This window comes from Massilia sp. DWR3-1-1, from assembly GCF_049898325.1.
In the GTDB taxonomy this organism is placed as follows: Bacteria; Pseudomonadota; Gammaproteobacteria; order Burkholderiales; family Burkholderiaceae_D; genus JAFCUW01.
Genome location: NZ_JAFCXL010000003.1, coordinates 1 through 22,309 on the forward strand (window position 1 = coordinate 1; position 22,309 = coordinate 22,309).

Sequence of the window (22,309 nt, forward strand, 5' to 3'; positions counted from 1 at the left end):
CTGCCGCAAAAGTGCTTCCTTGCGCTCTGCTGAATAGTGCTTCACTGCTGCTCTTTTACTCCGCCCCCAGTACGGTTACGATAAATCAGATGACGCGACAACTATGCTGACATAGGGGGGTCACGTGCCCCCCGAAATTCCGAGAGTAAACGCGAATTCGGCAAAGTTTACAAGCCCCTCTGCAACTCATTGAATGTAAACGGCTTTTTTGGTCAGGCTGGATGGCGTTGCGGACTTATGTATAACGGCATGACTATAACCCGCCGGAAATCCGCAAGGTGATTTACACCACCAACGCGATTGAATCGATTAATATGAGCCTGCGAAAAGTCACCAAGGCTCGCAGTTCCTTCCCGACCGATGATGCCGTCAGCAAGTTGTTTTACCTCGCGCTGAACAACATCAGCAAGAAGTGGACGTATGCCGATACGGGACTGGAAATCAGCGTTGAACCGCTTCGCCATCCAGTTTGAAGACCGGGTGCCGCAGACTTAAACAAAAACCCGTTTACCCAGAATTCAGTACACCCCCAATGAATTGGTTGCATAGGAACTCCAGATCTCGGTCTTCTGTATTAACGACTGCCAGATCAAACAGTTTGTGGATGCGATGAGCATTCATGTAGTCGACCATCGTAATGCAGGGGGACCATGACAAAGAGTACTTCATTGCTCTCCTGCCTGACAGGTAGTGACTACGTGTCTTATCGATGTTCTCGCCAACGAGATAAAGAGCCATTCTTTCTAACTTTCGCGTGCACTATGTACGAATAAGTTAGCATCATCGCTCACCACTTACAACACGAAAGTCTGATCTTTGCGTGCGGAGAGCACGCGATAGTTAGACTTTTCCATACTTTCCCTAAGTAAGAGCCTATTCTTATTGGTAGGCGGCACGCCAGCAAATGATGCCCAACGCAAAATGTACCATCGCGACATAGGTGGAGATTTTCTTCTCCCAGCGTATCAGCGCGCCGAAATCGGTTCATCCCACTGTGCGCCCGTTCGACGACCCAGCGGCGTGCTCGTGCGCTGGCGCCCCGCTTTTCGTCCTGTTCCTGGCCGCGTGACTTGATGTGTGCCGTCAAGCCCAACTGCGGCACCAGGACCCGGATCGCCTCGTAGTCGTAGCCTTTGTCCAGACACGAGTGCTGAGGTTTTTCGGGTGCCGCTGCGGGCCGTTCGATCATCAATTGAGATAACGTTTGTTCCACCAGTTTCATGTCATGCCGGTTGGCACCATCAATCTCAACGGCGATCGGGATGCCATGCGCTTCTGTCAGCAAGCTGCGCTTGACGCCACCTCTGCCTCGGTCTGTCGGGTTGGGGCCGATTTTTTTCCCCACCCAATGGCGCCTTCGTCATTGCCCCAGCGAGTGCCAGCCATTCCCAGTCGATTCCCTTGAGCCGGTCATACTCGAGCAGCCCTTGCCGCCAAAATTTTTCAAACATCCCGGCATCAAGCCATTCCCGAAAGCGTTGGTACACAGGCGTGCACGAACAGATGCCGGTTGCATTTAAGGCATTCCACTGCATGCCTGTGCGCAGAACCAGACGGTTGTCGAGTCGGGGCCGATGGCATCCCAGGGGATGCGGCTTAGGCGGCGGCAACAGCGGTTCAAATGCCGCCCACACCTCGTCCGATATGCGCCATCCGTCATCGCGATTCTCCTATTGCTTAGCCATTTTCGCCTCCTCACAAGGAAGCTTGGACGGTTAAGCGGCAAAAAAAATTCCCCCTATAAGAATAGGTTCTTAGGTGCAACGGCGGCCATGCTCCTGTCGAGCGAGGCGCCGCGTGGGGTAGACTAAAGACCTGCGCTAACTCTGCATGGAGATGTGATGATCAAGGCAATCGTAACAGGGCACTCGAAAGGGCTGGGCGCGGCGCTCGCCGCCGATTTGCTGGAACGGGGCGCGCAGGTGCTGGGCATTGCCCGGGCCAGCGGCCAGTCGGCAGAGGGCCCCAGCGCGGGCCTGACCGAGCTGTCGCTGGACCTCGCCGACAGCGCCGCGCTGGCCTTCTGGCTGGCCGGCGACACCCTGCGCGACTGGCTTGCCGATGCCGCCACTGTGCTTCTGATCAATAACGCGGGCACCGTGCAACCGGTCGGGCCGCTCGCCGTGCAAGACCCGGCGGAGGTGGGCCGCGCGGTGGCCGTCAATGTGGCCGCGCCGCTGATGCTGGCGGCGGCCGTGGTGCAAGCCATGCCGGCCGGCGCCGCCTGCCGCATCGTCCACGTCAGCAGCGGGGCCGGGCGCAATGCCTACCCGGGCTGGAGCGTCTACTGCGCCACCAAGGCGGCACTTGACCTGCATGCCAGCGCCGCCGCCCAGGACGACAATGCCAATCTGCGCATCGTCAGCCTCGCCCCCGGCGTCATCGACACCGACATGCAAGGCCAGATCCGCGCCACGCCCATCGCCCACTTTCCCCTGCGCCAGCGCTTCGATGCCCTGAAACAGTCGGGCGAACTGGCGGCCCCGCCGCGGGTGGCGCGCCAGTTGCTCGATTTTATGTTGAGCAAGGACTTTGGCCGCGATCCCGTGGCGGACTTGCGCCAGCTTAAAGCGGTGCGCAAGTAAGCGTCGTCCGGCGGGGCGGGCGCGGCGAAAAGTCACAATGTTGGCGCGCGATTGCCGCGTGCTGCCCGGCAAAGGCGCGCGCACGGTTGGGCGTTCGTGCCGAGAAACCCCGATTGCTCAGGTAAAATTCACAAATCGACCCACCATCGCTCCGCCACAACCTCGCCGGGCAGTACCCCCCATGACAGAAGACGACTTCGAAGACTGCTCGGTGTTGATGATCGACGACGAGCCGTTTGCGCAAGACCTGATCGCGCACAGCCTGCGCGAATTTTCCCGCTTGTGCCTGCGCTACGAAGCCAATCCCGCCCGCGCCGTCGCCGTCGCCGTCGAGGTGGGCGCCACCGTGATCCTGGTCGACCTGCGCATGCCCGGCATCGACGGCTTCGGCGTCATCGGCCTGCTGCGCGCCCATCCCGCCACCGAGCACATTCCCGTCATCCTGCTGTCCTCGGAAGAAGATGCCGACATCAAGGCGCGCGCGTTTGCGGCCGGCGCCAACGATTACCTGGTCAAGTGGCCCGACCCGCGCGAACTGGTGGCGCGCGTGCGCTACCACCACGAAGCCTGCGTGGCCCGCAAGCAGCGCGACGCCGCCTTCATCGAGTTGCGGCGCAGCCAGCAGGAACTGGCGGCCAGCCAGTCCGCCTTGCACCAGGCGCAGAAAATGGAAGCCATCGGCCAGCTGACGGGGGGCGTGGCCCATGATTTCAACAATGTGCTGCAGATTATCGGCGGCAACCTGCAACTGATCAAACTGCTGGGTGGCCTCGGCGACAAAGCCCTCAAGCGCATCGATCTGGCCCTGGCCGGGGTCGAGCGGGGCGCCAAGCTGTCGGCCCACCTGCTGGCATTTGCCCGCCGCCAGCCCCTGCAGGCGGTGGTCATCGACCTGGCCAGCATGCTGCTCGACATGGAAGACATGGTGCGCCGCGTGCTGGGCCCGCGCGCCACCGTGGTCAGCGAGATTGCCGGCGACCTGTGGGCCACCACGGTCGATCCCGGGCAGCTCAACAATGTCCTGCTCAACCTGGTCATCAACGCGCGCGATGCGATGGGCGACGGCGGCACCGTGACGATTCGCTCGCGCAATGTAGTGGCGGACGAGGGCGAGCCCGGCGCGCCCGCCGGCAGCCACGTCATGATCGAGGTGGCCGACAGCGGCGCCGGCATGCCGCCCGAGGTGCTCGCGCGCGCCTTCGAACCGTTCTTCACCACCAAGCCAACCGGCCACGGCACCGGCCTGGGCCTGTCGATGGCCTATGGTTTCGTCAAGCAGTCGGGGGGCGATATCGTGCTCGAAAGCGAGCTCGGCCGAGGCACCAGCGTGAAGATCTACTTGCAGCGCAGCCACGACATACCGGCGCAGCGCGAACAGGGCATCGCCACCCAATTATTTGGCGGCATCGAAACCATACTCGTGGTGGAAGACGAGCCCGACGTGCGCACCTCGACCGTCGAGCTGCTGTCGGCACTGGGCTACCAGGTGCTCGCCGCGCACGACGGCGCCAGCGCCGTCGCCGTCATCGACAGCGGCGTCCATGTCGACCTGGTGTTTACCGATGTGATCATGCCCGGCCCCATCAGCAGCCTGGCCTTGCGTGAGCTGGTGCGCACGCGTTTGCCGCATGCCCAGGTGTTGTTTACGTCCGGCTATGCCGAAGGGGTGCTGGCGCACGAGGGCAAAGTCGATGCCACCGTCCACCTGCTGCAAAAGCCGTACACGCCCGAGGTGCTCAGCGCCCGGATTCGCCACCTGCTGCGCCCGTCGCGTCAGGGCGCCCAGTAGGCGCCTGGAGGCCAGGCGCTTACTTGCCCGGCTTGATGTAACGCGCCGAACCTGGCGGCGGTTCGTTCAATACTGCCCAGAAAATGCCCAGGTCGGCGATGGCGCGCACGAATTCGCCGAAGTCGACCGGCTTGACGACATACGCGTTCACTCCCAATTCGTAGCTGCGGATCAGGTCCTGCTCTTCTTTCGACGAGGTCAGCATCACCACCGGGGTGCTGCGCAGGCCGTCGGTGCTGCGGATCGCCTTGAGCACTTCGAGCCCGTCCACTTTCGGCAGTTTCAGGTCGAGCAGCACCACCGCCGGATTGCCCACCTGGCGGTCGGCATACTGCCCTCGCACGCACAGGTAGTCGAGCGCCTCGGCGCCGTCGCGCGCAATGATCACTTCGTTGGCCAACTGGCTGCGCGAGAGGGCGATCAGGGTCAGTTCGAGGTCGTGGGGGTTATCTTCGACCAATAAAATGGGCTTTAGCATACGTGCCTTCGTGGTTTAAAAATTCAAGACTTTGGGAATGCTGAAATAAAATGTCGCGCCTCCACCGGCGACCGACTCGGCCCACGTGCGCCCGCCATGCCGCTCGACGATGCGGCGCACGTTCGCCAGCCCGATGCCCGTGCCCTGGAAGTCTTCCATGCGGTGCAGGCGCTGGAACACGCCGAACAGCTTGTGCACATAGGCCATGTTGAAGCCGGCGCCGTTGTCGGCGATGCGAAATACCGTGTCGGTGTCGGTCGTGCTGGCGTCGATGGTGATGATGGCGGGGTCTTTTTGGCTGGTAAATTTGACGGCATTCGACAAGAGATTGAACATCGCCAGTTGCAGGAAGGCGGGGTCGGCGACGATGGTCGGCAAGCTGCCCACTTGCCAGCGCACATCGCGGCCCGCGTAATCGGCGCCCAGCCGGGCGATCGCCCCCTTGACCATGTCGTCCATGTTCACCGTGATGGGGCGCAGGGCGGCGCGGCCCATGTGCGAAAAACTGAGCAGGTCGTCGACCAGCTTGCCGGCCAGGCGCGCCGAATCCTTGATATTGGCCAGGAAGCGCTGGCGCGTTTCCGCGGTGCTGTCCTCGCTCGCCTCCATCAGCAGGTTGGAAAAACCGACGATGTGGCGCAGCGGCGCGCGCAGATCGTGCGATACCGAATACGAAAACGCTTCGAGTTCCTTGTTGGCGCGGCCCAGTTCTTCGGCCAGTTCGGCCATCTGTTCGGCGCGCTCGAGGGCAATGCCCAGCAGGGCGCCGCGAAACTCCAGCGCCAGTTCGATTTCGCCCGCGTGCCAGGGCGCGCTGGTGCCGTGGATGGTTTCGCGCCAGCTGGCGAAACTGGTGCGCGGGCTCAGCGACTGGGGCTGACCTGGCGCGGCTTGCTTGGCGTGCGGATTGCCGGCCCAGTCGAGCGTCTGGACCAGCTCGGGCCGGAACCACAGCAGGTAGTGCTGGTGGATGCGCGAGATCGGCATGGCCAGCAGGCCGCAGCCATTGCACAGGAAAGCGGCGGCGGGCGGGTACAGCGCCGACAGGTGGGCGGTGTGGAACAGCTCGCTGTGGCTGTGCACCCCCAGCCAGTCGACCAGCGCGCGGATCTGGCCCTCGTCCGGGGTGTCGCCGTGCACGATCACGCGCGCATCGACGACGATGGCGACGCCGCCGGCGCGGGCAAAGCGCAGCAGTTCGGGAAACACCTGGCGCAGGTTGTCGATGAAGTCGGGGCCCTGGGTCAGGCCGGCCAGCATCGACACCATGATGCGGCGCAGTTCGAGGCGAAACTGCAGATCGTCGGCGTCTTCGCGCGATTCGATGCACATCGACAGGATTTGCCCCAGTTGTTCGCAGGCGCCGCGCTTGTCGAATTCGAGCGGGCGGGGCTGGGCGTGATGGCAGGCGATCAGCCCCCACAAGGCCCCCTTGACCATCACCGACACCGACATCGACGCCAGCGTGTCCATATTGCGCATGTACTGCAGGTGGATCGGCGACACGCTGCGCAGCGCGGCGAAGGTCAGATCGAGCGGCGCGCCCGTGACCGGATTGTTTTGCGGCAGCAGGGGCGCCGGCGTGTAATGGGCGTTGCTGATCAGCCGGATGCGGTTGACACGGTACAGCTCGCGGGCCTGGCGCGGGATGTCCCCGGCGGGGAAATGCTGGCCCAGATAGGCGTGGTAGCCGTCGGCCAGCGATTCGGCGATCACGTGGCCGTGGCCGTCACGGTCGAACTGGTAGACCATCACGCGGCCAAAGCCGGTCAGGGCGCGGATCTGGCGCGCCGCCAGCGCGCTCATCGCTTCAATGGTGGTGGCGCCCGGCAACTGCTGCATCAGTTCGCCCACCAGCGGAAACACCTGGCGGAAGTCGGCTGCCGCGTGCCGCTCGGTGGGTTCGAATTCGAGCAGCAGCAGGCCGTCGATGGCGTGGCCCAGCACATCGAAAAACGCGCCGTTGGGCAGCGCCGCCGAGCCCAGGTAGGTGGGCCGTTCCGGCAACGCCTGCCCGGGCGCCAGCAGGGCGGCGGCGTCAGCGCCCGCCACCGCCGCCAGCGGCTGGCCCAGGGCGTGCGCCGCCGCCATCCCCGCCAGCGCCGCCAGGTTCTCGCTCGCCTGCAGCACCACCAGTTGTTCCGACAGGCACAGCAAGAATCCGTGTGGCTGGATACTGCCGGGAATGCGGATGGGCTCCTGGTCGCAGCTCGACAGATCGAATGGGGCAGTAGCGGCGGAGGGCGTGGCCTGGCTCATCGTTGATTCAGTGGACAGGGTGAAAGAATGCAGGGAAAACATTTTAGCGGGAATCGCCGGCCGATGACGCACGCGGCCCATTGCTGTTGCACATTGCCAACTTGACAGTATGCATACGCAATGGTCAGTCCCGGCCCCGCCAGCGGCGCAATGAACCGAACTCATCCTCGTTCAACGTCGCCGAACGGCGACGATATGGTCGGCACCCGTGTTCGTTTGCGCCAACGCAAACTCAGCAAATCGCTGGCAGATAGCGTTGAGACTGGGCGTTTGAACTGGCAAAAGCAGATCGACGCGCACGAATTTGTCACTTTTTTTTTCACTAACACCTTACATTTTTGCGGGTCAATCGCGCGCAAAAGGGCGGATCTTCCTGCTCTGCCGTGGTGCGCGCTTGCCTTTTTTGCCAGCATGTACTTGCCACCTCATTGTCGGGATAACACCATGAAATTTTCTGCTGCCCTCGATCCCCGTGGCCCGCGCCATCCCCGCGCTGCCCCTGATCGCCCTGATCAGCGCGAACGCCGCCATTCGGGGGCGGGCGCAGTCCTGTCGATCCCGGTGCCGGACGAGGAGCACGAGTTCGCCGCCTACGCCAATATGGTGTGCGATCACTGGCGCATGGTGGCCGGCGTGTTCCTCGCCTTGTTCGCCTGCGCCGCGCTGCTGGCGCTGCTGTTGCCGCCCGTGTACGAGGCCAGCATGCTCATTTACGTGGAAGAGGCCTCGCCCTCGCCCTCGCGCAATGCCCTCAACGACGTCGCCTCCCTGTTCGATACCAAAAAAGCGGCCAGCGCCGAAATGGAACTGCTGCGCTCGCGCGCGGTGGCGGGCGCCACCGTGGAGCACCTGGGCATGGCGATCACGGCCAGGCCCGATACCGTTCCCGTGCTTGGCAAGCTGATGCGCACGTTGCGGCCGGGCCAGTTGTCCACGCCGGGCCTGTTCGGCATCGGCGGCCAGGTGTGGGGCAGCGAATCGATCGACGTGAGCGAGCTCGCCGTGCCGCCCGGCTGGACCCGGCGCACCTTGTACCTGACGGCGCTGGCGGATGGCCGTTACGGGGTCGACGTGCCCACTGCCGGCCTGCATTTTGAGGGGGCGGTGGGCCAGTTGCTGCAAGTGGCCACCGGGGCCGGCCCCTTGCTGCTCAAGGTGGCGCGCCTGCACGCCAGGCCGGGCGCCCGCTTCCTGCTGCGCCGCGAGTCCACCGCCGCCGCCATCGGCGCCTTGCAGCACGACTTGCTAATCACCGAGCAGGGACGCCAGTCGGGCGTGATCGAAGTGCGCTTCGAGGCGGGCGATCCGGAAAGCGCCTATGCGGTGCTGCAGGAAGTGGGGCGCCAGTACATGGCGCAGAACCTGCGTCACAAGAGCGAAGAGGCGGATAAATCGCTGGCCTTTCTCGACACCCAGTTGCCCAAGTTAAAAGCCAACCTGGAACGCGCGGAAAGCGACTACAACAACTTTCGCCACCGCCACGGCACGGTCGATTTCGCGGAAGAGGCCCGGCTGAGCCTGACCCAGGCGGCCGCCGCGCGCGCGCGCCGCAGCGAGCTGGTGCAACGCCGTACCGAGTTGCTCACCCGCTTCACGGTGCGCCACCCGATGGTGCGTGGCGTCACCGGCCAGATCGCCGACATCGACCGCCAGCAGGCGGCCACTGCCGAGCACATCAAGGCGCTGCCGCTGCTCGAGCAGGAAGCGGGGCGGCTGGGCCGCGAAATCAAGGTCAACACCGACTTGTACACGGCGCTGGCCAACACGGCGCAGCAATTGAGGATTGTTTCCGTTGGCAAGGTCAGCAATGTGCGCATGGTTGACGCGCCCATGGTCGACGACGAGCCCGTGCGGCCGCGCCGCAAGGCCATCCTGGTATGCGGCGCCTTGGTGGGTCTGCTTGCGGGCCTGACGGCGGTGCTGATACGAAAAAATTTCGGCGGCGCCGTCGACGATCCCCTGCACATCGAGACGCTGATGGGCGCGCGCGTGGTGACGGCCAGCATTCCGCACAGCAGTGCGCAGGCCGGCCTGGCGCGGCGCGGGGCGCGCAGCGGCAAGGCGGCCCTGCTGGCGCGCGCCGCGCCGGCCGACGGCGCCATCGAAGCGCTGCGCAGCTTTCGCGCCTCCCTGCGGTTTTCCCTGCCGCAGTTCGACAACAACGTGATCATGTTCGCCGGCCCCACCAGCGGCATGGGTAAATCGTTTATATCGGCCAACTTTGCCGCCGTGCTGGCCGCTGGCGGCCAGCGGGTGCTGCTGATCGATGCCGACTTGCGCAACGGCTGCCTGCACCAGGTATTCGGCGTGCCCCGTGGCGACGGCCTGCGCGAGGCGGCCAGTGGCGCCGTGGCGCCCGCCACGGCGCTGGTGCGCGGGGTCGTCCCCAATCTCGACCTGATGACCACGGGCAGCCTGGCGGGCGAGCGAAGCGACCTGCTGCTGCAAGTGGATGTGGGCGCGCTGCTGGGCGCGCTGCGCGGCCACTACGACCTGGTGCTGGTCGATTCGCCGCCCGTGCTGGCGCTGGCCGATCCCCTGGTCATCGGCAGCCACGCGGGCGCCGTCTTCCTGGTGGTGCGCGCGGGCGTTAGCACGGCGCGCGAGATTGCCGAGGCGGTCAAGCGGCTCAACCTGGCCGGCATCGCCCCGGCCGGCATTGTGTTCAACGACGTCAAGCCGCGCCTGTCGTATTACGGCTACAAGTATGCCTATCGCCACGTGGGGCAGCTCGAATTTGCCGCCTGAGGCGGTGGCGGGGCGCGGGCTGCAGGCTGCAGGTCGCTGGCCGGCGCGCCGGCTCGCTTCAGGCGCTGGCCGGCGCCGGGCCACCTGCCGAGAGGCCGCCCGGCGCCGGTGGCCGCTCGCCGATTTGCTGGCGCCACATGGCGTAGTACAAGCCCTTTTGCGCCAGCAAGGCAGCATGGCCGCCGCTTTCGACAATGTGCCCCTTCTCCAGCACATAAATGGTATCGGCGTGCAGCACGGTTGCCAGCCGGTGGGCGATCAGGAGGGTGATGCGATTGCCTTCGGCCGACAGGGCGCGCACGGTGCTGCTCACTTGTTGTTCCGTCAGCGAATCGAGGGCCGAGGTGGCCTCATCGAAAATGAGCAGGGGCGGCTTGCGGATCAGCGCGCGCGCGATTGACAGGCGCTGGCGTTCGCCGCCGGAGAGCTTCATGCCCATTTCACCGATCATGGTGTCGAGACCGGCATCGGATTTGTCGAGCAGATAGGCGCAGGACGCTTGCTGCATGGCCGCGATGATCTCGGCGTCGGTGGCGTCGGGTTTGACGAAGCGCATGTTTTCGCGCAGCGTGCCCGCAAACAGGTGCGTCTCCTGCGTCACAAAACCAATCTGGCGGCGCGCCAGGTTAAAGCGCAGGGCGCGCGTCGACACGCCGTTGTAGCTGACGGTGCCGGCCGCCGGCGTGTACAGGCCCACCAGCAATTTGACCAGCGTCGACTTGCCCGAGCCGGATGGGCCCACGAAGGCGATGGTCTGCCCCAGCGCGGCCGCAAAGGACACCTCGGCGAGGGCGTCGTCGGGCGCGCCGCGGTGGCGAAAAAACACCTTGTCGAACGCCACCCGTTCGATGGGGCCCACATCGATGGCGCCGGGCGGGCGGCGCTCGACGGGCTTGTCGAGCAGGGCGGCAAAGTTGAGCAGGGAGGCTTCGGCCTCGCGCCAGGCCAGGATGAGGTTGCCCAGTTCCTGCAGGGGCGCGAAAATCGCCACCGAAATGAACTGCATGGCGATCAGCTCGCCCGTACTGAGCACGTTGCGAAAGATCAGCCACAACAAGGCGAACAGCACCGCCAGCCGGAGCATCGACAGGGTGGTGCCCTGCAGGAAGGATAGCAGGCGGATCCGTTTGACCTTTTGCATTTCCAGCGCAAAGATGGCATCGGTCTGGGCGCGCAGGCGGCGGATCTCAAAAAAGGTCAGGCCCAGGCTTTTGATCAACTCGATATTGCGCAGCGATTCCGTGATGAAGCCGGAATTGCGGTTGGTCTCGCGCGTGATCGAGCGTTGCTGGCTCTTGATTTCGCGGCTGAGCAAGCCCGTCAGGCCGCCCAGCACCAGCACGCCGATAACAAACACGGGCACCAGCAGCCAGTGCTTGGTCACCGCGTACCACACCAGGAAGCCGATACCCACCACGGCGGCGAAGCCCGTGTTGATGAACGCATTGATGAAGCGCTCGCTGTCGGCGCGCACTTTTTGCAGCAGCGACAGGGTCTCGCCGCTGCGCAAGTCTTCGAATTCCTGGAATTCCAGGCGCAGCAGGTGGCGCAGGCCGTCGTTGAAAATCGCCGTGCCCAGGCGTTGCACGACCAGCCGGGTCAGGTACTCCTGCACGGCCTTGGCCAGCCGCGACAGGATCGCCACCACCACCGCCAGCGCCAGCAGCTTGAGCACGCTGTCGACCATGGCCGCGGTCGTCGCCGTCCCGGGTCCGCTGGCGAACTGGTCGATGATGCGGCCGAAAATGATGGGGTCGACCAGCGCCAGGACCTGGCTGGCGGCGGCCAGCAACAGGGCCAGCGCGGCCAGTTTGCCGTGCGGGCGCAGATAATTCCAGAGGATGTGCATGCGGCCGGGGCAAAGCTTGGTGTGAGGAACTTGATATTAGCAATGATTGACGATATGCGCGGCAGCGGGCCAATCGAACGGGGGCGCGCTGGTGCGGTCGCCGGCGGCGGTTGTCACTGGGACGTGTGCGGTGCGCGCCTGCCCGGGGCGCTCATGTAATATCAATATTGCATGATGGCGCCGGTGCACGCGACCGGCCGACATGGCACGTCCCCACCATAACAACATCGAGGAGAAAAAAACATGAAGATGAGAACATCGCAAGTCCGGCTGGCATGGTTCGCCACCGTGGGCGCACTGGCATTGCTGAGCGCTTGCTCGGGCATGCGCAACACGGCGGAGGCGCCGCTGGCGGTGGAAAAAACCGCGACGGCAATCGATCCCACCCCGATGCCCGCTGGCACCCCAGCGACGGGCATGGGCGCCATGACGCTCAGCGGCGCGCAGGAAGTGCCGCCGAATACGTCCACCGCCAGTGGCCGGAGCACGATCCGGATCGGCGCCGACATGTCGGTGACGGGCTCGCTCGAGGTGAACGGCATGACGCCCACCGCGGCGCACATCCACGAAGCGGCGGCGGGCGCCAACGGACCGGTCGTCGTGCCATTTGCCAGGACGGGCGCGCACAGCTTCGCCCCGCCCGCGGGCGCCACCTTGACGCAGGCCCAGTACGCCAGCTACAAGGAAGGCAAGCTCTACATCAACGTGCACAGCGCCCAGTTTCCGAATGGCGAAATTCGCCTGCAACTGATGCCGAAGTAGTGCGCCTCTGGCCCTGTCGTATGGCCGGGCCAGCCGCGGCGCGCCAGCGTGAGCCTGGCCGGTCGACGGCCGCTCGATGGGGGATGAACCCCGCGCTGGCCGCGGCAGACAGTTCGCTGGCCCAACGGTGGTAAAATTTTTCCCCCGTCCCCAGGTGCACCGCGATGCCGCAGCCAACTCCGATTCCGATCCGCACCGAGTGCCCGCCCGGCGCCTGCGTGTGCGAGCGCGAACGGCTCGATGCACCCGGCGCCGACCGCCGCATCCTGCTGCTCACCCGCGAAGAAGAAAAAAAGCTGGTGGCCAAACTCGAAGCGGCAAGCACCTACGAGGATTTGCGCCGGCTGGTCGAGCGCATGGCGGCCTTGCTGGGACTGCGCCTGCACATCGTGCCTGGCCCCAACGAAGTGCGCACGGTGCGGGGCTTTCACATTGAATTCGACAGCGTGCCCGGCCTGTGCCGCAAGACCCGCCAGGCGATTCCGGCCGCCGTGCGCCGCTGCCTCGAGCGCCATCCGGCGATCGCCTTCGCCATCCTCGACGCCCACGACCTGTTTGCCCAACCCCCATCGGAAGGACCTTGATGCATTCCCGTTCGCCCGCCGTACCGTCACCGCACGCCCCACTGCACGCCCCACTGCACATCCTCACACCCCTGCTCGAATCGGCTGCCCTGTCCCGTCCGGGCCAGGCCGTCTGGCTGAAAATGGAGGCGCTGCAGCCGGCCGGCTCCTTCAAAAGCCGCGGTGTCGGCCACGCCTGCAGCGTCTACGCCCGTGCCGGCGCGCGGCGCTTCGTGTCGTCCTCGGGCGGCAATGCCGGCATCGCCTGCGCTTACGCGGGACGCACGCTGGGCATTCCCGTCACCGTGGTCGTGCCCGAAACGGCGTCCGCCCGCGCTATCGAACTGATCCGGCGTGAAGGGGCCCGGCTGATCGTGCATGGCGCCTCGTTCCAGGAGGCCAACGAACATGCCCAGTCGCTGCTCACCGCCACCTGCGCCTTCATCCACCCCTTCGATGATCCCCTGTTGTGGGAAGGCCACGCCAGCATGATCGACGAGGTGGCCGCGGCCGGCGTGCGGCCCGACGCCGTGGTGCTGTCGGTGGGCGGCGGCGGCCTGCTGTGCGGTGTCGTCGAAGGCTTGCGCCGGCACGGCTGGGACCAGGTTCCCGTGATTGCCGTCGAAACCGCGGGCGCCGCTTCGCTGGCCGCCGCGCTGGCGGCAGATGCGCTCGTCAGCCTGCCAGCCATTACCAGCATCGCCACCTCGCTGGGCGCGCGCCGGGTGGCGCAGGCCGCCTTCGACGTCGCGCGCGTCCACCCGGTGCGCAGTACGGTGGTGACGGACGGCGCGGCGGTGGCGGCATGCCTGCGTTTTATCGACGATCACCGCGTCGTCGTCGAGCCGGCCTGCGGGGCGGCGCTGGCGGCCGTGTACGAGGGGACGGCGCTGGCCGGCTTCGACAATGTGCTGGTGATCGTGTGCGGCGGGGTGACGGCCACCGTGGCGCAGCTGCAACAGTGGGCGGCGACGCTGCCCCACCCCGGGTAAGCTACGGCCCTGCTGTCGCGTCGCCGCAACGCTGGAGCGCGCTTATTTCCCGTCGCTGGCGCTGCCGCCGACGGCGGCGCTGGTGCTGGCATTGCCGGCGGCCCCCTTGGCGCCGGCAACGGCCGCCGCCAGCGTCGCCATGCGCGTATCGACCGGCCTGTCGTCGCGCCAGACCACATTGTTGTCGACCGAATACAGGCGGCAGCGCTGTCCGCCTTTCGCTTCACAGGTGGCCAGCGCGCGCACGTCCGGGTCTTCGCCGTCCTCGGCCCAGCACCAGGCGCCGTTGGCCGACAGGGCGAACGCGCGCGGACTGAGTTTGCCCAGGTACTCGCGGTAGGCCAGTTTGCCCGCCGCGTGCAGGAAGGGCACGGCGTCGACATCGTCGAGCGGCGCGAAGTCGCTTTTCGGCATCGATGGCGCCGGCGCCACCGCGTACAGTTCAGCCGTCGGCATGCCGATGCGGGTCAGGAAACGCGCGGTGTCCGCCCACCAGATTTTTTCGCCGTCGCGGCTGCCGATGAGGCCATGGGCGTCGCGGCGGAACGCGCCGTACTCGACCAGCCGGGCGTCGCCGCCCGCGCGCACATACGCCTGGTGCATGCGGCTGGCCAGTTCGGGACTGAACAGCGAATCATTTTCACCGTACATCCACAAGGAGGGCAGCCGGTTGGCGCTGCCGTAGTGCGCCATCGCGCGCACCAGTGCGGCCCGCCAGTCGCAGCGGTTGGTGTTGTCGCGCAGGCCGCCGGCAAAATTGATCAGGCCGCGTACCCCCGGCGCGTCCTGGGTGCCCATGGCGATGGTGGCCAGGCCGCCGTAGGACTGGCCGGCGACGACGATGCGCTCGCTGTCGATGAAGGGCAGGCCACGGGCGAAATCGAGGGTGTCGCGCACATCGCTGGCCTGGCCAAGCCCGTTGGCGGTCATGTTGCAGCCGTACTCCACGTAGCGTCCGGTCGAGCCGGCGAAGCCGCGCCGCATTGGCACCATCACCGCGTAACCGCGCTTGACGAAGGCGGTGGCCATGTAGATGAAGCGGTCGCGCGCCTGCTGGGCGGGGGCGCCGGCATCCTTGCCATGATTGATGATGATCAAGGGGAAGGGGCCGGGACCGTCGGGGCGGAATACCGTGGTTTGCAGGCGGGCATGGCCACCCTTTCCAGCCGGCACCTGAAAGATTTGCTCATTCAAGCGATAATCGAGCAATTGCACGTGTTCTGCCGCCAGCGTCGGCAGCAGCGTCAGGCAAACAATAAAGCCCAAGGTGGTATTGCGAACAGAGGGAAGGACGCGGACCATAGCAATATATATACCGTGCTGAAATTTCCGGCTGGAATAATTTTATTCTAAGCAGCGGAAATTTCCAGAGCAATACACGATTGCCAATACTGCCAAGTAATTTTTCGTGCGTTGGCAGAACACTAAATTTTGAACATTTGATGAGTCCGCCGCAAATGCGCCTGCTTCGCCAATCCATGCGTGCCCGATGACTGCGCCGAACCACTACGCTCCCGTCGAATGGGCCGCCGACGAAAAGCCGATGTTGCCCGGTTCGCCATCGACGCCGAATCATCCCACCTGGTTGCGGTTCTGCTACTTGCTGGTCGGCATACTTGTCAGCCTCACCGGGGGGCTGGGCAATGCCCTCGTCTCCGTCAACCTGATCGCCCTGCAGGGCAGCTTGGGCGCCTACGGCACCGAGACGGCTTGGCTGCCGGCCGCCTACGTGATGACGAATGTGTCGATGAATCTGCTGCTGGTGAAATTTCGTCAGCAGTTCGGCTTGCGCCTGTTCACCGAGTTTTTCCTGGTGGTGTACGCGCTCGTCACCTTTGCCCACCTGTTCGTGCACGATCTGTATTCGGCCATCGCGGTGCGCGCCGCCCACGGTATGGCGGGCGCGGCGCTGTCGACGCTGGGCCTGTACTACATCATGCAAGCGTTCCCCAAGGTGATCCGCCTGCGCGGCCTGGTGCTGGCGGTGGGGGTGTCGCAGCTGGCGCTGCCGCTGGCGTATATCTTCTCCGATGAACTGCTCGAATTTGCCGAATGGCGCGGCTTGTACCTGTTCGAACTGGGCCTGACGATGGTGGCGCTCGGTTGCGTGCTGCTGCTCAAACTGCCGCCGGGCGACCGCGTCAGGACGTTTGAAAAAATGGACTTCGTCACCTTCGGCCTGTTCGCACCGGGCATGGCGCTGTTGTGCGCGGCGCTCACGTTCGGCCGCCTGCTGTGGTGGTTCGAAACGCCGTGGATCGGCTGGGCGCTGGCCGGCGCCATCGTGCTGCTGGCGGGGGCCATCTGCGTCGAACACAATCGCGCGCGGCCCCTGTTGAACACGCGCTGGCTGGCCAGCGCCGACATCGTGCGGCTGGTGTTGTCGATGATACTCATTCGCGTGGTGCTGTCCGAGCAGGGCACGGGCGCGGTCGGCTTCCTGCGCGGCCTGGGCCTGAACAACGACCAGATGCAGACGCTGTTCATGATCGTGCTGGCCGCCACCATCGCCGGGATTTTGCTCAGCGCGATGACGCTGTCGCTGGCGCACCTGACCGCCCCGGTGGTGTTCGCCCTGTTGCTGATGGCGGCGGGCGCCTGGCTCGATTCGCGCGCCAACAGCATGACGCGGCCGGCGCAAATGTATTTCAGCCAGGCCCTGCTGGCGTTCGGCGGCGCCTTTTTTATCGGCCCCTCGCTCATTGCGCTGATCGGCGGGGTGATCGCCAATCCATCGAACCTGATCAGCTTTTCCGTGATTTTCGGCCTCAGCCAGAATCTGGGCGGACTGATCGGTTCGGCCGTGCTGGGCACCTTCCAGGTGGCCCGCGAAAAATTCCATTCGAGCGTGCTGGTCGAACAACTGAGCCGCCTCGACCCGCTGGTGGCCGCCCGCATCGAGGCCGGCGCCGGCGCCTACGGCCGGCTGCTGGCTGACCCGGCCGCGCGCAGCGGGCGCAGCCTGGCCACGCTGTCGGCCAGCGCCACCCGCGAAGCCAATGTGCTCGCCTACAACGATGTGTTTCTGCTTATTTGCGTCATCGCCCTGGCCACCGCCGCGTGGATTTTCCTGCACGCGGCCTGGCTCCATGTCAACAAGCCGGCGCCCCTGGTCGCGCCGCCACCCACCCCTGAACCCGTAACGGACTGATATGAAAGCACCACTGCCCGCCGACAGCCCACGCCGCAAAGTTGTCCTGAGCGCCTTGATTTTTGGCGGCATCGCCGTCGCCGGCGTGCTCGTCGTGCTGTACGCCTGGAATCTGCCGCCGTTTCACAGCACCATCCAGAGCACGGAAAACGCCCTGGTGCGGGGGCAGGTGACGATCATCAGCCCGCAGTTGTCGGGCTACGTGGTGGACGTGGCGGTGCAGGATTTTCAGCCGGTCCGGCAGGGCGCGCTGATCATGCGGCTCGACGATCGGATCTACCAGCAGAAAGTCGAGCAGGCCAGCGCGCAACTGGCCGCCGCCCGGTCGGCCTTGGCCAACTCGGCCAATGCGCGCGGCAGCGCCGAGGCCACCATCCGCCAGGGCGAGGCGGCCGTGGCCAACGCCGATGCCCAGGCCGCGCGCGCCGCCGCCGATGTGAGCCGGGTGGAAGAGTTGGCCGCCGATGGTTCGCTGTCGGCGCGCGAACGCGATTCGACCCGCGCGGCGCGGGCCCAGAGCGTGGCCGGTGGCGCCCAGGCGCGCGCCGCGCTCGAGATCGCCCGCCAGGGGCTGCAAACCGTCACGGTAGGGCGGGGCAGCCTCGAAGCGGCCGTCGCCAATGCCGAGGCGGTGCTGAAACTGGCGCAGATCGAGCTGTCGAACACGCGCGTGCTGGCCCCCCGTGACGGCCAGCTGGGCCAGGTGACGGTGCGCCAGGGCGGCTACGTCAACGCCGGCGCCCAGGTCACCGCCATCGTGCCCGAGCAATTGTGGGTGATCGCCAACATGAAGGAAACGCAGATGGCCCGCATCGCCATCGGCCAGCCGGCCAGCCTGCGCATAGACGCCTTCGACAACGCCCGCCTGAACGGCCATGTCGAGCGCATTTCACCGGCGACCGGATCGGAGTTTTCCGTCCTCACGCCCGACAACGCCACCGGCAACTACGTCAAGATTGCCCAGCGCATCCCCGTGCGCATCAGCATCGACCCGCAGCAGGCGCTGGCCGGCAAGCTGCGTCCGGGCATGTCGGTGGTGGTCAATATCGACACCGCACCGGGCCCGTCGCGGCCGGCGGCGCAGCCATGAGCGGCTGGCGCGGCCGGGCCGTACCGGGTTTGCTGAGCTTGATGACCCTGGCTGGCTGCAGCCCCTTGAGCACGGCGCCGCCGCCGCCGTCGACGCTGCAGATACCGGCCGCGTACCGCAGCGGCGGTGAAGGCAGCGCTTCCGTGCCCGCCAGCGCAGCCGAGGCCATTTTCTGGCGCGCATTCGGCGACCCGCTGCTGGCCGAGCTGGTGCAAACGGCGCTGGCGAGAAATGGCGATGTGCGGATCGCCATTTCTCGCTTGCAGGAATTTCAGGCCCGCGTACGCCTGGCCGACAGCGCGCGCCAGCCCACCTTGAACGCCAGCCTGGCGCCCGGGCGCGCACGCGCCATCGGCGCCTTCGGCACGCCGGTGGAAGCGACCTCGCTGGCTGGCAATCTGCAATCGAGCTATGAGCTCGATCTGTTTGGCAAGCTGGCCACCACCACGGCGGCCGCGCGCGCCGAGCTGGGCGCGCAGCAGGCGCTGGCCGCCGCCACCGCGCTGTCGGTGGCCGCCAGCACGGCGTCGGGCTACCTGAACTTGCGCGGACTGGACGCCCAGCTGGCATTGGCGCGCGCCACCCTGGTCTCGCGCGAGCGCTCGCTGGCGCTGGCGCGGCGCCAGTTCGAGGTGGGCTACAGCTCGCGCCTGGACTGGGCGCAGGCGCAGGCGGAATACCACGTCACCGCCGCCGTGCTGCCGCAGTTAGAACGCAGCATCACCCAGCAGGAAAACGCCCTGGCCGTGCTGACCGGCGCCAGCGTGGGAAGCGCCGGCGCGGTCATTGCGCGCGGCGCCAGTCTCGGGCAGCTGGCGGCGCCGGCGATTGCCGCCGGCTTGCCGTCGAGCCTGTTGCGCCGCCGGCCCGACATCGTCCAGGCCGAACTGGCCGTGGTGGCGCTCGACGCCAGCCTGGCCGCGGCGCGCGCGCAGATGCTGCCATCGGTGCGCTTGAACGCCGGCACCGGCCTGCAGGCCTATTCGCTGACCCAGTTGCTCAACGCCCCGACGCTGTTGTGGAGCGTGGGCGGCAGCGTGCTCGCGCCCCTGCTCGACGGCGGCCGCCTGCAAGCCCAGGCCGACATCGCCGCCGCCGCCCGCGACCGCGCCATCCTCGGCTATGAAAGCGTGGTGCGCAGCGCCTTCGCCGACACCGACAACGCGCTCGGCGCCGTGCACCGGCTTGACGCGCAGCTGGCCGAAACGGTGCAACGCCAACAGGCGGCGGCCGAGGTGCTGCGGGTGGCCCACAAGCGTTATGCCAACGGCTACGCCTCCTACCTGGAAGAACTCGACGCCCAGCGCAACGGCTTTGCCGCCGACCAGGCCGTGCTGCAACTGCGCGCCGCGGTGCTGGTGGCGCGCGTGGATTTGTTCCGGGCGCTGGGTGGCGGCTGGATTTTATCGACCCAAGATGGTGCACAATAATCATGAATAGCTAGGTTGTGCGCCATTTTGTAGCAAAAAAGCCTTGATTTAATGCAACTATTTGGTGCGGTTTGGACTTTTCCTGCTACCATAAAGTTTCCTTGCATTAACTGAATATTGATATGAAAAATCTGAATATAGGCGCCCGCCTGGCTCTTGGATTCGCCGCCGTGCTCGTGCTGCTGGTGGCCGTCAGCGCCTTCGCCATCTCGCACATGCGCACTGCCAGCAAGCTGACCGACGGGCTGGTCCAGGACCAGGTGCGCAACGAACGCCTGATCGACCAGTGGCAGCTCGTGGTGGAAGTGAACGCGGCGCGTACCACGGCCGCGTACCTGGCGGTCGATCCGGCCGACCAGGCCACCGTGGAGGCCTTGATGAAAGTGTCCTCGGCGCACGCCACCGAGATTCAGAACAAGTTGACCGAATTACTCGATCAGCCTGGCGAAAAAGCCCGCCTGGCCGAGGTGCTGGCCGCCCGCACCGCCTACACTGGCGCGCGCGCCAAGGTCTTCAAGGAGAAGGCCGCCGGCAATGCCGAGGCCGCCAAAGCGATCTACACCAACGAGATGGTCGGCGCGCGCAGCACCTACCTGGCCGCGCTGGCCAAGATGACGCAGGGGCAGCGCGACGAAGTCGACGTCACCGCCAACTCCATCCGCGGCCAGTACGAGAGCGCGCGCACCATGATGATCGCGGTGAGCGCGTTTGCCGTGCTGATAGGAATCGGCTTTGCCTTCATGATCAGCCGCGCCATTACCGTCCCCCTGCGCGAAGCGGTGCGGGTGGCCGAGACGGTGTCGGCCGGTGACCTCACCAGCAACATCGTGGTGACGAGCAGCGACGAAACGGGTCAGTTGATGGGCGCGCTCAAGACCATGAACGACAGCCTGGTGCGGATTGTCGGCGAAGTGCGCGAAGGCACCGAAACGATCGGTACGGCCTCGAGCGAAATTGCCTCGGGCAATATGGACCTGTCGGCCCGCACCGAGCAGCAAGCGAGCGCGCTGGAAGAGACGGCGTCGTCGATGGAAGAGCTGACCTCGACCGTCAAGTTCAATGCCGACAACGCCCGCCAGGCCAATCAACTGGCGATCAGCGCGTCGCAAGTGGCCAGCCGCGGCGGCGCCGAGGTGTCGCAGGTGGTCGACACGATGGGCGCCATTAACGAATCGGCGCGCAAGATCGTCGACATCATCGGCGTCATCGATGGCATCGCCTTTCAAACCAATATCCTGGCCCTGAACGCCGCCGTCGAGGCAGCCCGGGCCGGCGAGCAGGGGCGCGGCTTCGCCGTCGTCGCCTCCGAGGTGCGCAACCTGGCCCAGCGCTCGGCCGCCGCCGCCAAGGAAATCAAGACCCTGATCGGCGATTCGGTCGACAAGGTCGATACGGGCTCGCGGCTGGTGGCGCAGGCCGGCCAGACCATGGATGAAGTGGTCGCCAGCATCACCCGCGTGACCAACATCATGAATGAAATCACCACCGCCAGCGATGAGCAGCGCGAGGGCATCGAGCAGGTCAACATGGCGATCACGCAGATGGACTCGGTCACCCAGCAGAACGCCGCCCTGGTGGAAGAGGCGGCCGCGGCCGCCACCTCGATGCAGGAGCAGGCCGCCCGCCTGACCGGCGTGGTCGGCGTGTTCAAGCTCAACCTGGTGGCGGCCGCGCCACGGGGGGCGGCAGCGACCCGGCCATCGATGGCCAAGGCGGCCCGCCCGGTGCTGGCACCGGTGGCGCCAGCGCCAGCGGCCTCGCCGGCGCCCCGTTCGGCGGCGTTGCGCCGTCCCGCGCCAGCGGCGAGCGCGGCCAAGGACGAGTGGGAAGAGTTCTGAGCGCTTGCGGCGGGCGGCGTGCCTGCGTATGCTCGCGCCCATGAGCATTGATTGCACCCGCCGCGCCGTCTGTCCCACCTGTTTGCGTCCGCAAACGACCTGCATTTGCCGCTGGATCGCCGCCCAGGCCTTCGATACCAGCCTGCTGATCCTGCAACATCCGCTCGAAGTGCGCAATGCCAAGGGCAGCGCGCGCCTGCTGCATTTGTGTGTGCCGGGCAGCGTCATGCTCACCGGCGAAGCCTTCGACCGCACCGTCCTGGCCGCGCACCTGGGCGCGGACGGGCGCACGCCGCTGCTGCTGTATCCGCAGGAACCGGGCGCGCCAGCGGACCCGGTCCAGCCTGATCCGGGACGGGGCGCGGCCGCCGGCCGGCGCCTGGTGGTGCTCGACGGCACCTGGCGCAAGAGCCGCAAGATGCTGCATCTCAATCCACTGCTGGCCACCTTGCCCCGCCTGGCGCTGCGCCAGATGCCCGCCTCGCACTACCGCATCCGCAAGGCCCATGCGCCGGACCAGCTGTCGAGTTTCGAAGCGGCCGCGTACGCCCTGTCCGCCTTGCAGGGCGATGACGCCGGCCCGGCACGCCTGCAAGGGCTGCTGCGCGCCTTCGACGGCTTCGTCGATCAACAGGCGGCGTACGCCAAAATTTCCTAGATTCATTGCCGCTAGCACAGTATCGGCCTCAACTGTTGAGCGCGATCAGACCTGCTGCCGATCGCGCCGACCCAGCGCGCATACCTCGCTAACATCGACTTCGCATCTCCCTGATTG

General features: G+C 65.9%; 15 protein-coding genes and 2 pseudogenes. 12 read left to right on the forward strand and 5 right to left on the reverse strand.

Translation table 11 applies throughout. The features are described 5' to 3' along the window. Nucleotides 1-260 precede the first annotated feature (260 nt). Nucleotides 261-495, forward strand: a pseudogene (locus tag ACP7EY_RS04110) (transposase); the annotation flags it as partial. Nucleotides 496-879: 384 nt separating this feature from the next. Here ACP7EY_RS04110 and ACP7EY_RS04115 read toward each other — a convergent pair. Further along, nucleotides 880-1,646: pseudogene (locus ACP7EY_RS04115) on the reverse strand (IS5 family transposase). Nucleotides 1,647-1,841: 195 nt separating this feature from the next. Here ACP7EY_RS04115 and ACP7EY_RS04120 point away from each other — a divergent pair. Together ACP7EY_RS04120 and ACP7EY_RS04125 are read left to right on the forward strand one after the other, a co-directional pair. After that, nucleotides 1,842-2,585, forward strand: coding sequence for an SDR family oxidoreductase (locus ACP7EY_RS04120; RefSeq protein WP_426190765.1), 744 nt, complete (start codon nt 1,842-1,844; stop codon nt 2,583-2,585). Nucleotides 2,586-2,766: 181 nt separating this feature from the next. Continuing rightward, nucleotides 2,767-4,374, forward strand: coding sequence for a response regulator (locus ACP7EY_RS04125; protein ID WP_426190767.1), 1,608 nt, complete (start codon nt 2,767-2,769; stop codon nt 4,372-4,374). Nucleotides 4,375-4,393: 19 nt separating this feature from the next. On the opposite strand, the gene ACP7EY_RS04130 is transcribed toward ACP7EY_RS04125, so the two are convergent. Both ACP7EY_RS04130 and ACP7EY_RS04135 read right to left on the reverse strand, forming a co-directional pair. Continuing rightward, nucleotides 4,394-4,852: a response regulator gene (locus ACP7EY_RS04130; RefSeq protein WP_426190769.1), complete on the reverse strand. Its 459-nt coding sequence runs from the start codon at nt 4,850-4,852 to the stop codon at nt 4,394-4,396. Nucleotides 4,853-4,867: 15 nt separating this feature from the next. Beyond that, the gene (locus ACP7EY_RS04135) at nt 4,868-7,111 is read right to left on the reverse strand and encodes an ATP-binding protein (protein WP_426190771.1); all 2,244 of its coding nucleotides are present in this window, start codon (nt 7,109-7,111) and stop codon (nt 4,868-4,870) included. 444 nt (nt 7,112-7,555) lie between these two features. On the opposite strand from ACP7EY_RS04135, the gene ACP7EY_RS04140 reads away from it, so the two are divergent. Continuing rightward, nucleotides 7,556-9,859: a polysaccharide biosynthesis tyrosine autokinase gene (locus ACP7EY_RS04140; RefSeq protein WP_426190773.1), complete on the forward strand. Its 2,304-nt coding sequence runs from the start codon at nt 7,556-7,558 to the stop codon at nt 9,857-9,859. 58 nt (nt 9,860-9,917) lie between these two features. On the opposite strand, the gene ACP7EY_RS04145 is transcribed toward ACP7EY_RS04140, so the two are convergent. Continuing rightward, nucleotides 9,918-11,708, reverse strand: coding sequence for an ABC transporter ATP-binding protein (locus ACP7EY_RS04145; RefSeq protein WP_426190775.1), 1,791 nt, complete (start codon nt 11,706-11,708; stop codon nt 9,918-9,920). Between the two features lie 243 nt (nt 11,709-11,951). Between ACP7EY_RS04145 and ACP7EY_RS04150 the strand changes: the two genes are divergently transcribed. The 3 genes from ACP7EY_RS04150 (at nt 11,952) to ACP7EY_RS04160 (ending at nt 14,025) form a co-directional block, all read left to right on the forward strand. Continuing rightward, entirely contained in the window at nt 11,952-12,470 is a 519-nt protein-coding gene (locus ACP7EY_RS04150; RefSeq protein ID WP_426190777.1) for a CHRD domain-containing protein, read from the forward strand. A 164-nt stretch (nt 12,471-12,634) separates the two neighbouring features. Continuing rightward, nucleotides 12,635-13,054, forward strand: a complete 420-nt coding sequence (locus ACP7EY_RS04155; protein WP_426190779.1) for a hypothetical protein — start codon at nt 12,635-12,637, stop codon at nt 13,052-13,054. After that, complete coding sequence (locus tag ACP7EY_RS04160; RefSeq protein ID WP_426190780.1) at nt 13,054-14,025, forward strand: pyridoxal-phosphate dependent enzyme; 972 nt, start codon at nt 13,054-13,056, stop codon at nt 14,023-14,025. Before ACP7EY_RS04155 ends, ACP7EY_RS04160 begins: the two co-directional genes overlap by 1 nt. A gap of 42 nt (nt 14,026-14,067) precedes the next feature. Here the strand turns inward: ACP7EY_RS04160 and ACP7EY_RS04165 are convergent, their stop codons facing one another. Further along, complete coding sequence (locus ACP7EY_RS04165; protein WP_426190782.1) at nt 14,068-15,291, reverse strand: dienelactone hydrolase family protein; 1,224 nt, start codon at nt 15,289-15,291, stop codon at nt 14,068-14,070. 223 nt (nt 15,292-15,514) lie between these two features. Between ACP7EY_RS04165 and ACP7EY_RS04170 the strand changes: the two genes are divergently transcribed. The 5 genes from ACP7EY_RS04170 (at nt 15,515) to ACP7EY_RS04190 (ending at nt 22,192) form a co-directional block, all read left to right on the forward strand. Then, entirely contained in the window at nt 15,515-17,176 is a 1,662-nt protein-coding gene (locus ACP7EY_RS04170; RefSeq protein ID WP_426190784.1) for an MFS transporter, read from the forward strand. A gap of 1 nt (nt 17,177) precedes the next feature. Beyond that, entirely contained in the window at nt 17,178-18,266 is a 1,089-nt protein-coding gene (locus ACP7EY_RS04175) for an HlyD family secretion protein (protein WP_426190786.1), read from the forward strand. After that, entirely contained in the window at nt 18,263-19,696 is a 1,434-nt protein-coding gene (locus ACP7EY_RS04180; RefSeq protein ID WP_426190788.1) for an efflux transporter outer membrane subunit, read from the forward strand. The genes ACP7EY_RS04175 and ACP7EY_RS04180 overlap by 4 nt, the downstream gene beginning before the upstream one ends. Before the next feature lie 122 nt (nt 19,697-19,818). Beyond that, entirely contained in the window at nt 19,819-21,534 is a 1,716-nt protein-coding gene (locus ACP7EY_RS04185) for a methyl-accepting chemotaxis protein (protein ID WP_426190790.1), read from the forward strand. A gap of 40 nt (nt 21,535-21,574) precedes the next feature. Then, nucleotides 21,575-22,192, forward strand: coding sequence for a tRNA-uridine aminocarboxypropyltransferase (locus ACP7EY_RS04190; RefSeq protein ID WP_426190792.1), 618 nt, complete (start codon nt 21,575-21,577; stop codon nt 22,190-22,192). The last annotated feature ends 117 nt before the right edge of the window (nt 22,193-22,309 follow it).

Coding starts and splice junctions, on each gene's coding strand:
- ACP7EY_RS04120 (WP_426190765.1), top strand. CDS start 1,842: ATGATCAAGGCAATCGTAACAGGGCACTCGAAAGGGCTGGGCGCGGCG.
- ACP7EY_RS04125 (WP_426190767.1), top strand. CDS start 2,767: ATGACAGAAGACGACTTCGAAGACTGCTCGGTGTTGATGATCGACGAC.
- ACP7EY_RS04130 (WP_426190769.1), bottom strand. CDS start 4,852: ATGCTAAAGCCCATTTTATTGGTCGAAGATAACCCCCACGACCTCGAA.
- ACP7EY_RS04135 (WP_426190771.1), bottom strand. CDS start 7,111: ATGAGCCAGGCCACGCCCTCCGCCGCTACTGCCCCATTCGATCTGTCG.
- ACP7EY_RS04140 (WP_426190773.1), top strand. CDS start 7,556: ATGAAATTTTCTGCTGCCCTCGATCCCCGTGGCCCGCGCCATCCCCGC.
- ACP7EY_RS04145 (WP_426190775.1), bottom strand. CDS start 11,708: ATGCACATCCTCTGGAATTATCTGCGCCCGCACGGCAAACTGGCCGCG.
- ACP7EY_RS04150 (WP_426190777.1), top strand. CDS start 11,952: ATGAAGATGAGAACATCGCAAGTCCGGCTGGCATGGTTCGCCACCGTG.
- ACP7EY_RS04155 (WP_426190779.1), top strand. CDS start 12,635: ATGCCGCAGCCAACTCCGATTCCGATCCGCACCGAGTGCCCGCCCGGC.
- ACP7EY_RS04160 (WP_426190780.1), top strand. CDS start 13,054: ATGCATTCCCGTTCGCCCGCCGTACCGTCACCGCACGCCCCACTGCAC.
- ACP7EY_RS04170 (WP_426190784.1), top strand. CDS start 15,515: ATGACTGCGCCGAACCACTACGCTCCCGTCGAATGGGCCGCCGACGAA.
- ACP7EY_RS04175 (WP_426190786.1), top strand. CDS start 17,178: ATGAAAGCACCACTGCCCGCCGACAGCCCACGCCGCAAAGTTGTCCTG.
- ACP7EY_RS04180 (WP_426190788.1), top strand. CDS start 18,263: ATGAGCGGCTGGCGCGGCCGGGCCGTACCGGGTTTGCTGAGCTTGATG.
- ACP7EY_RS04185 (WP_426190790.1), top strand. CDS start 19,819: ATGAAAAATCTGAATATAGGCGCCCGCCTGGCTCTTGGATTCGCCGCC.
- ACP7EY_RS04190 (WP_426190792.1), top strand. CDS start 21,575: ATGAGCATTGATTGCACCCGCCGCGCCGTCTGTCCCACCTGTTTGCGT.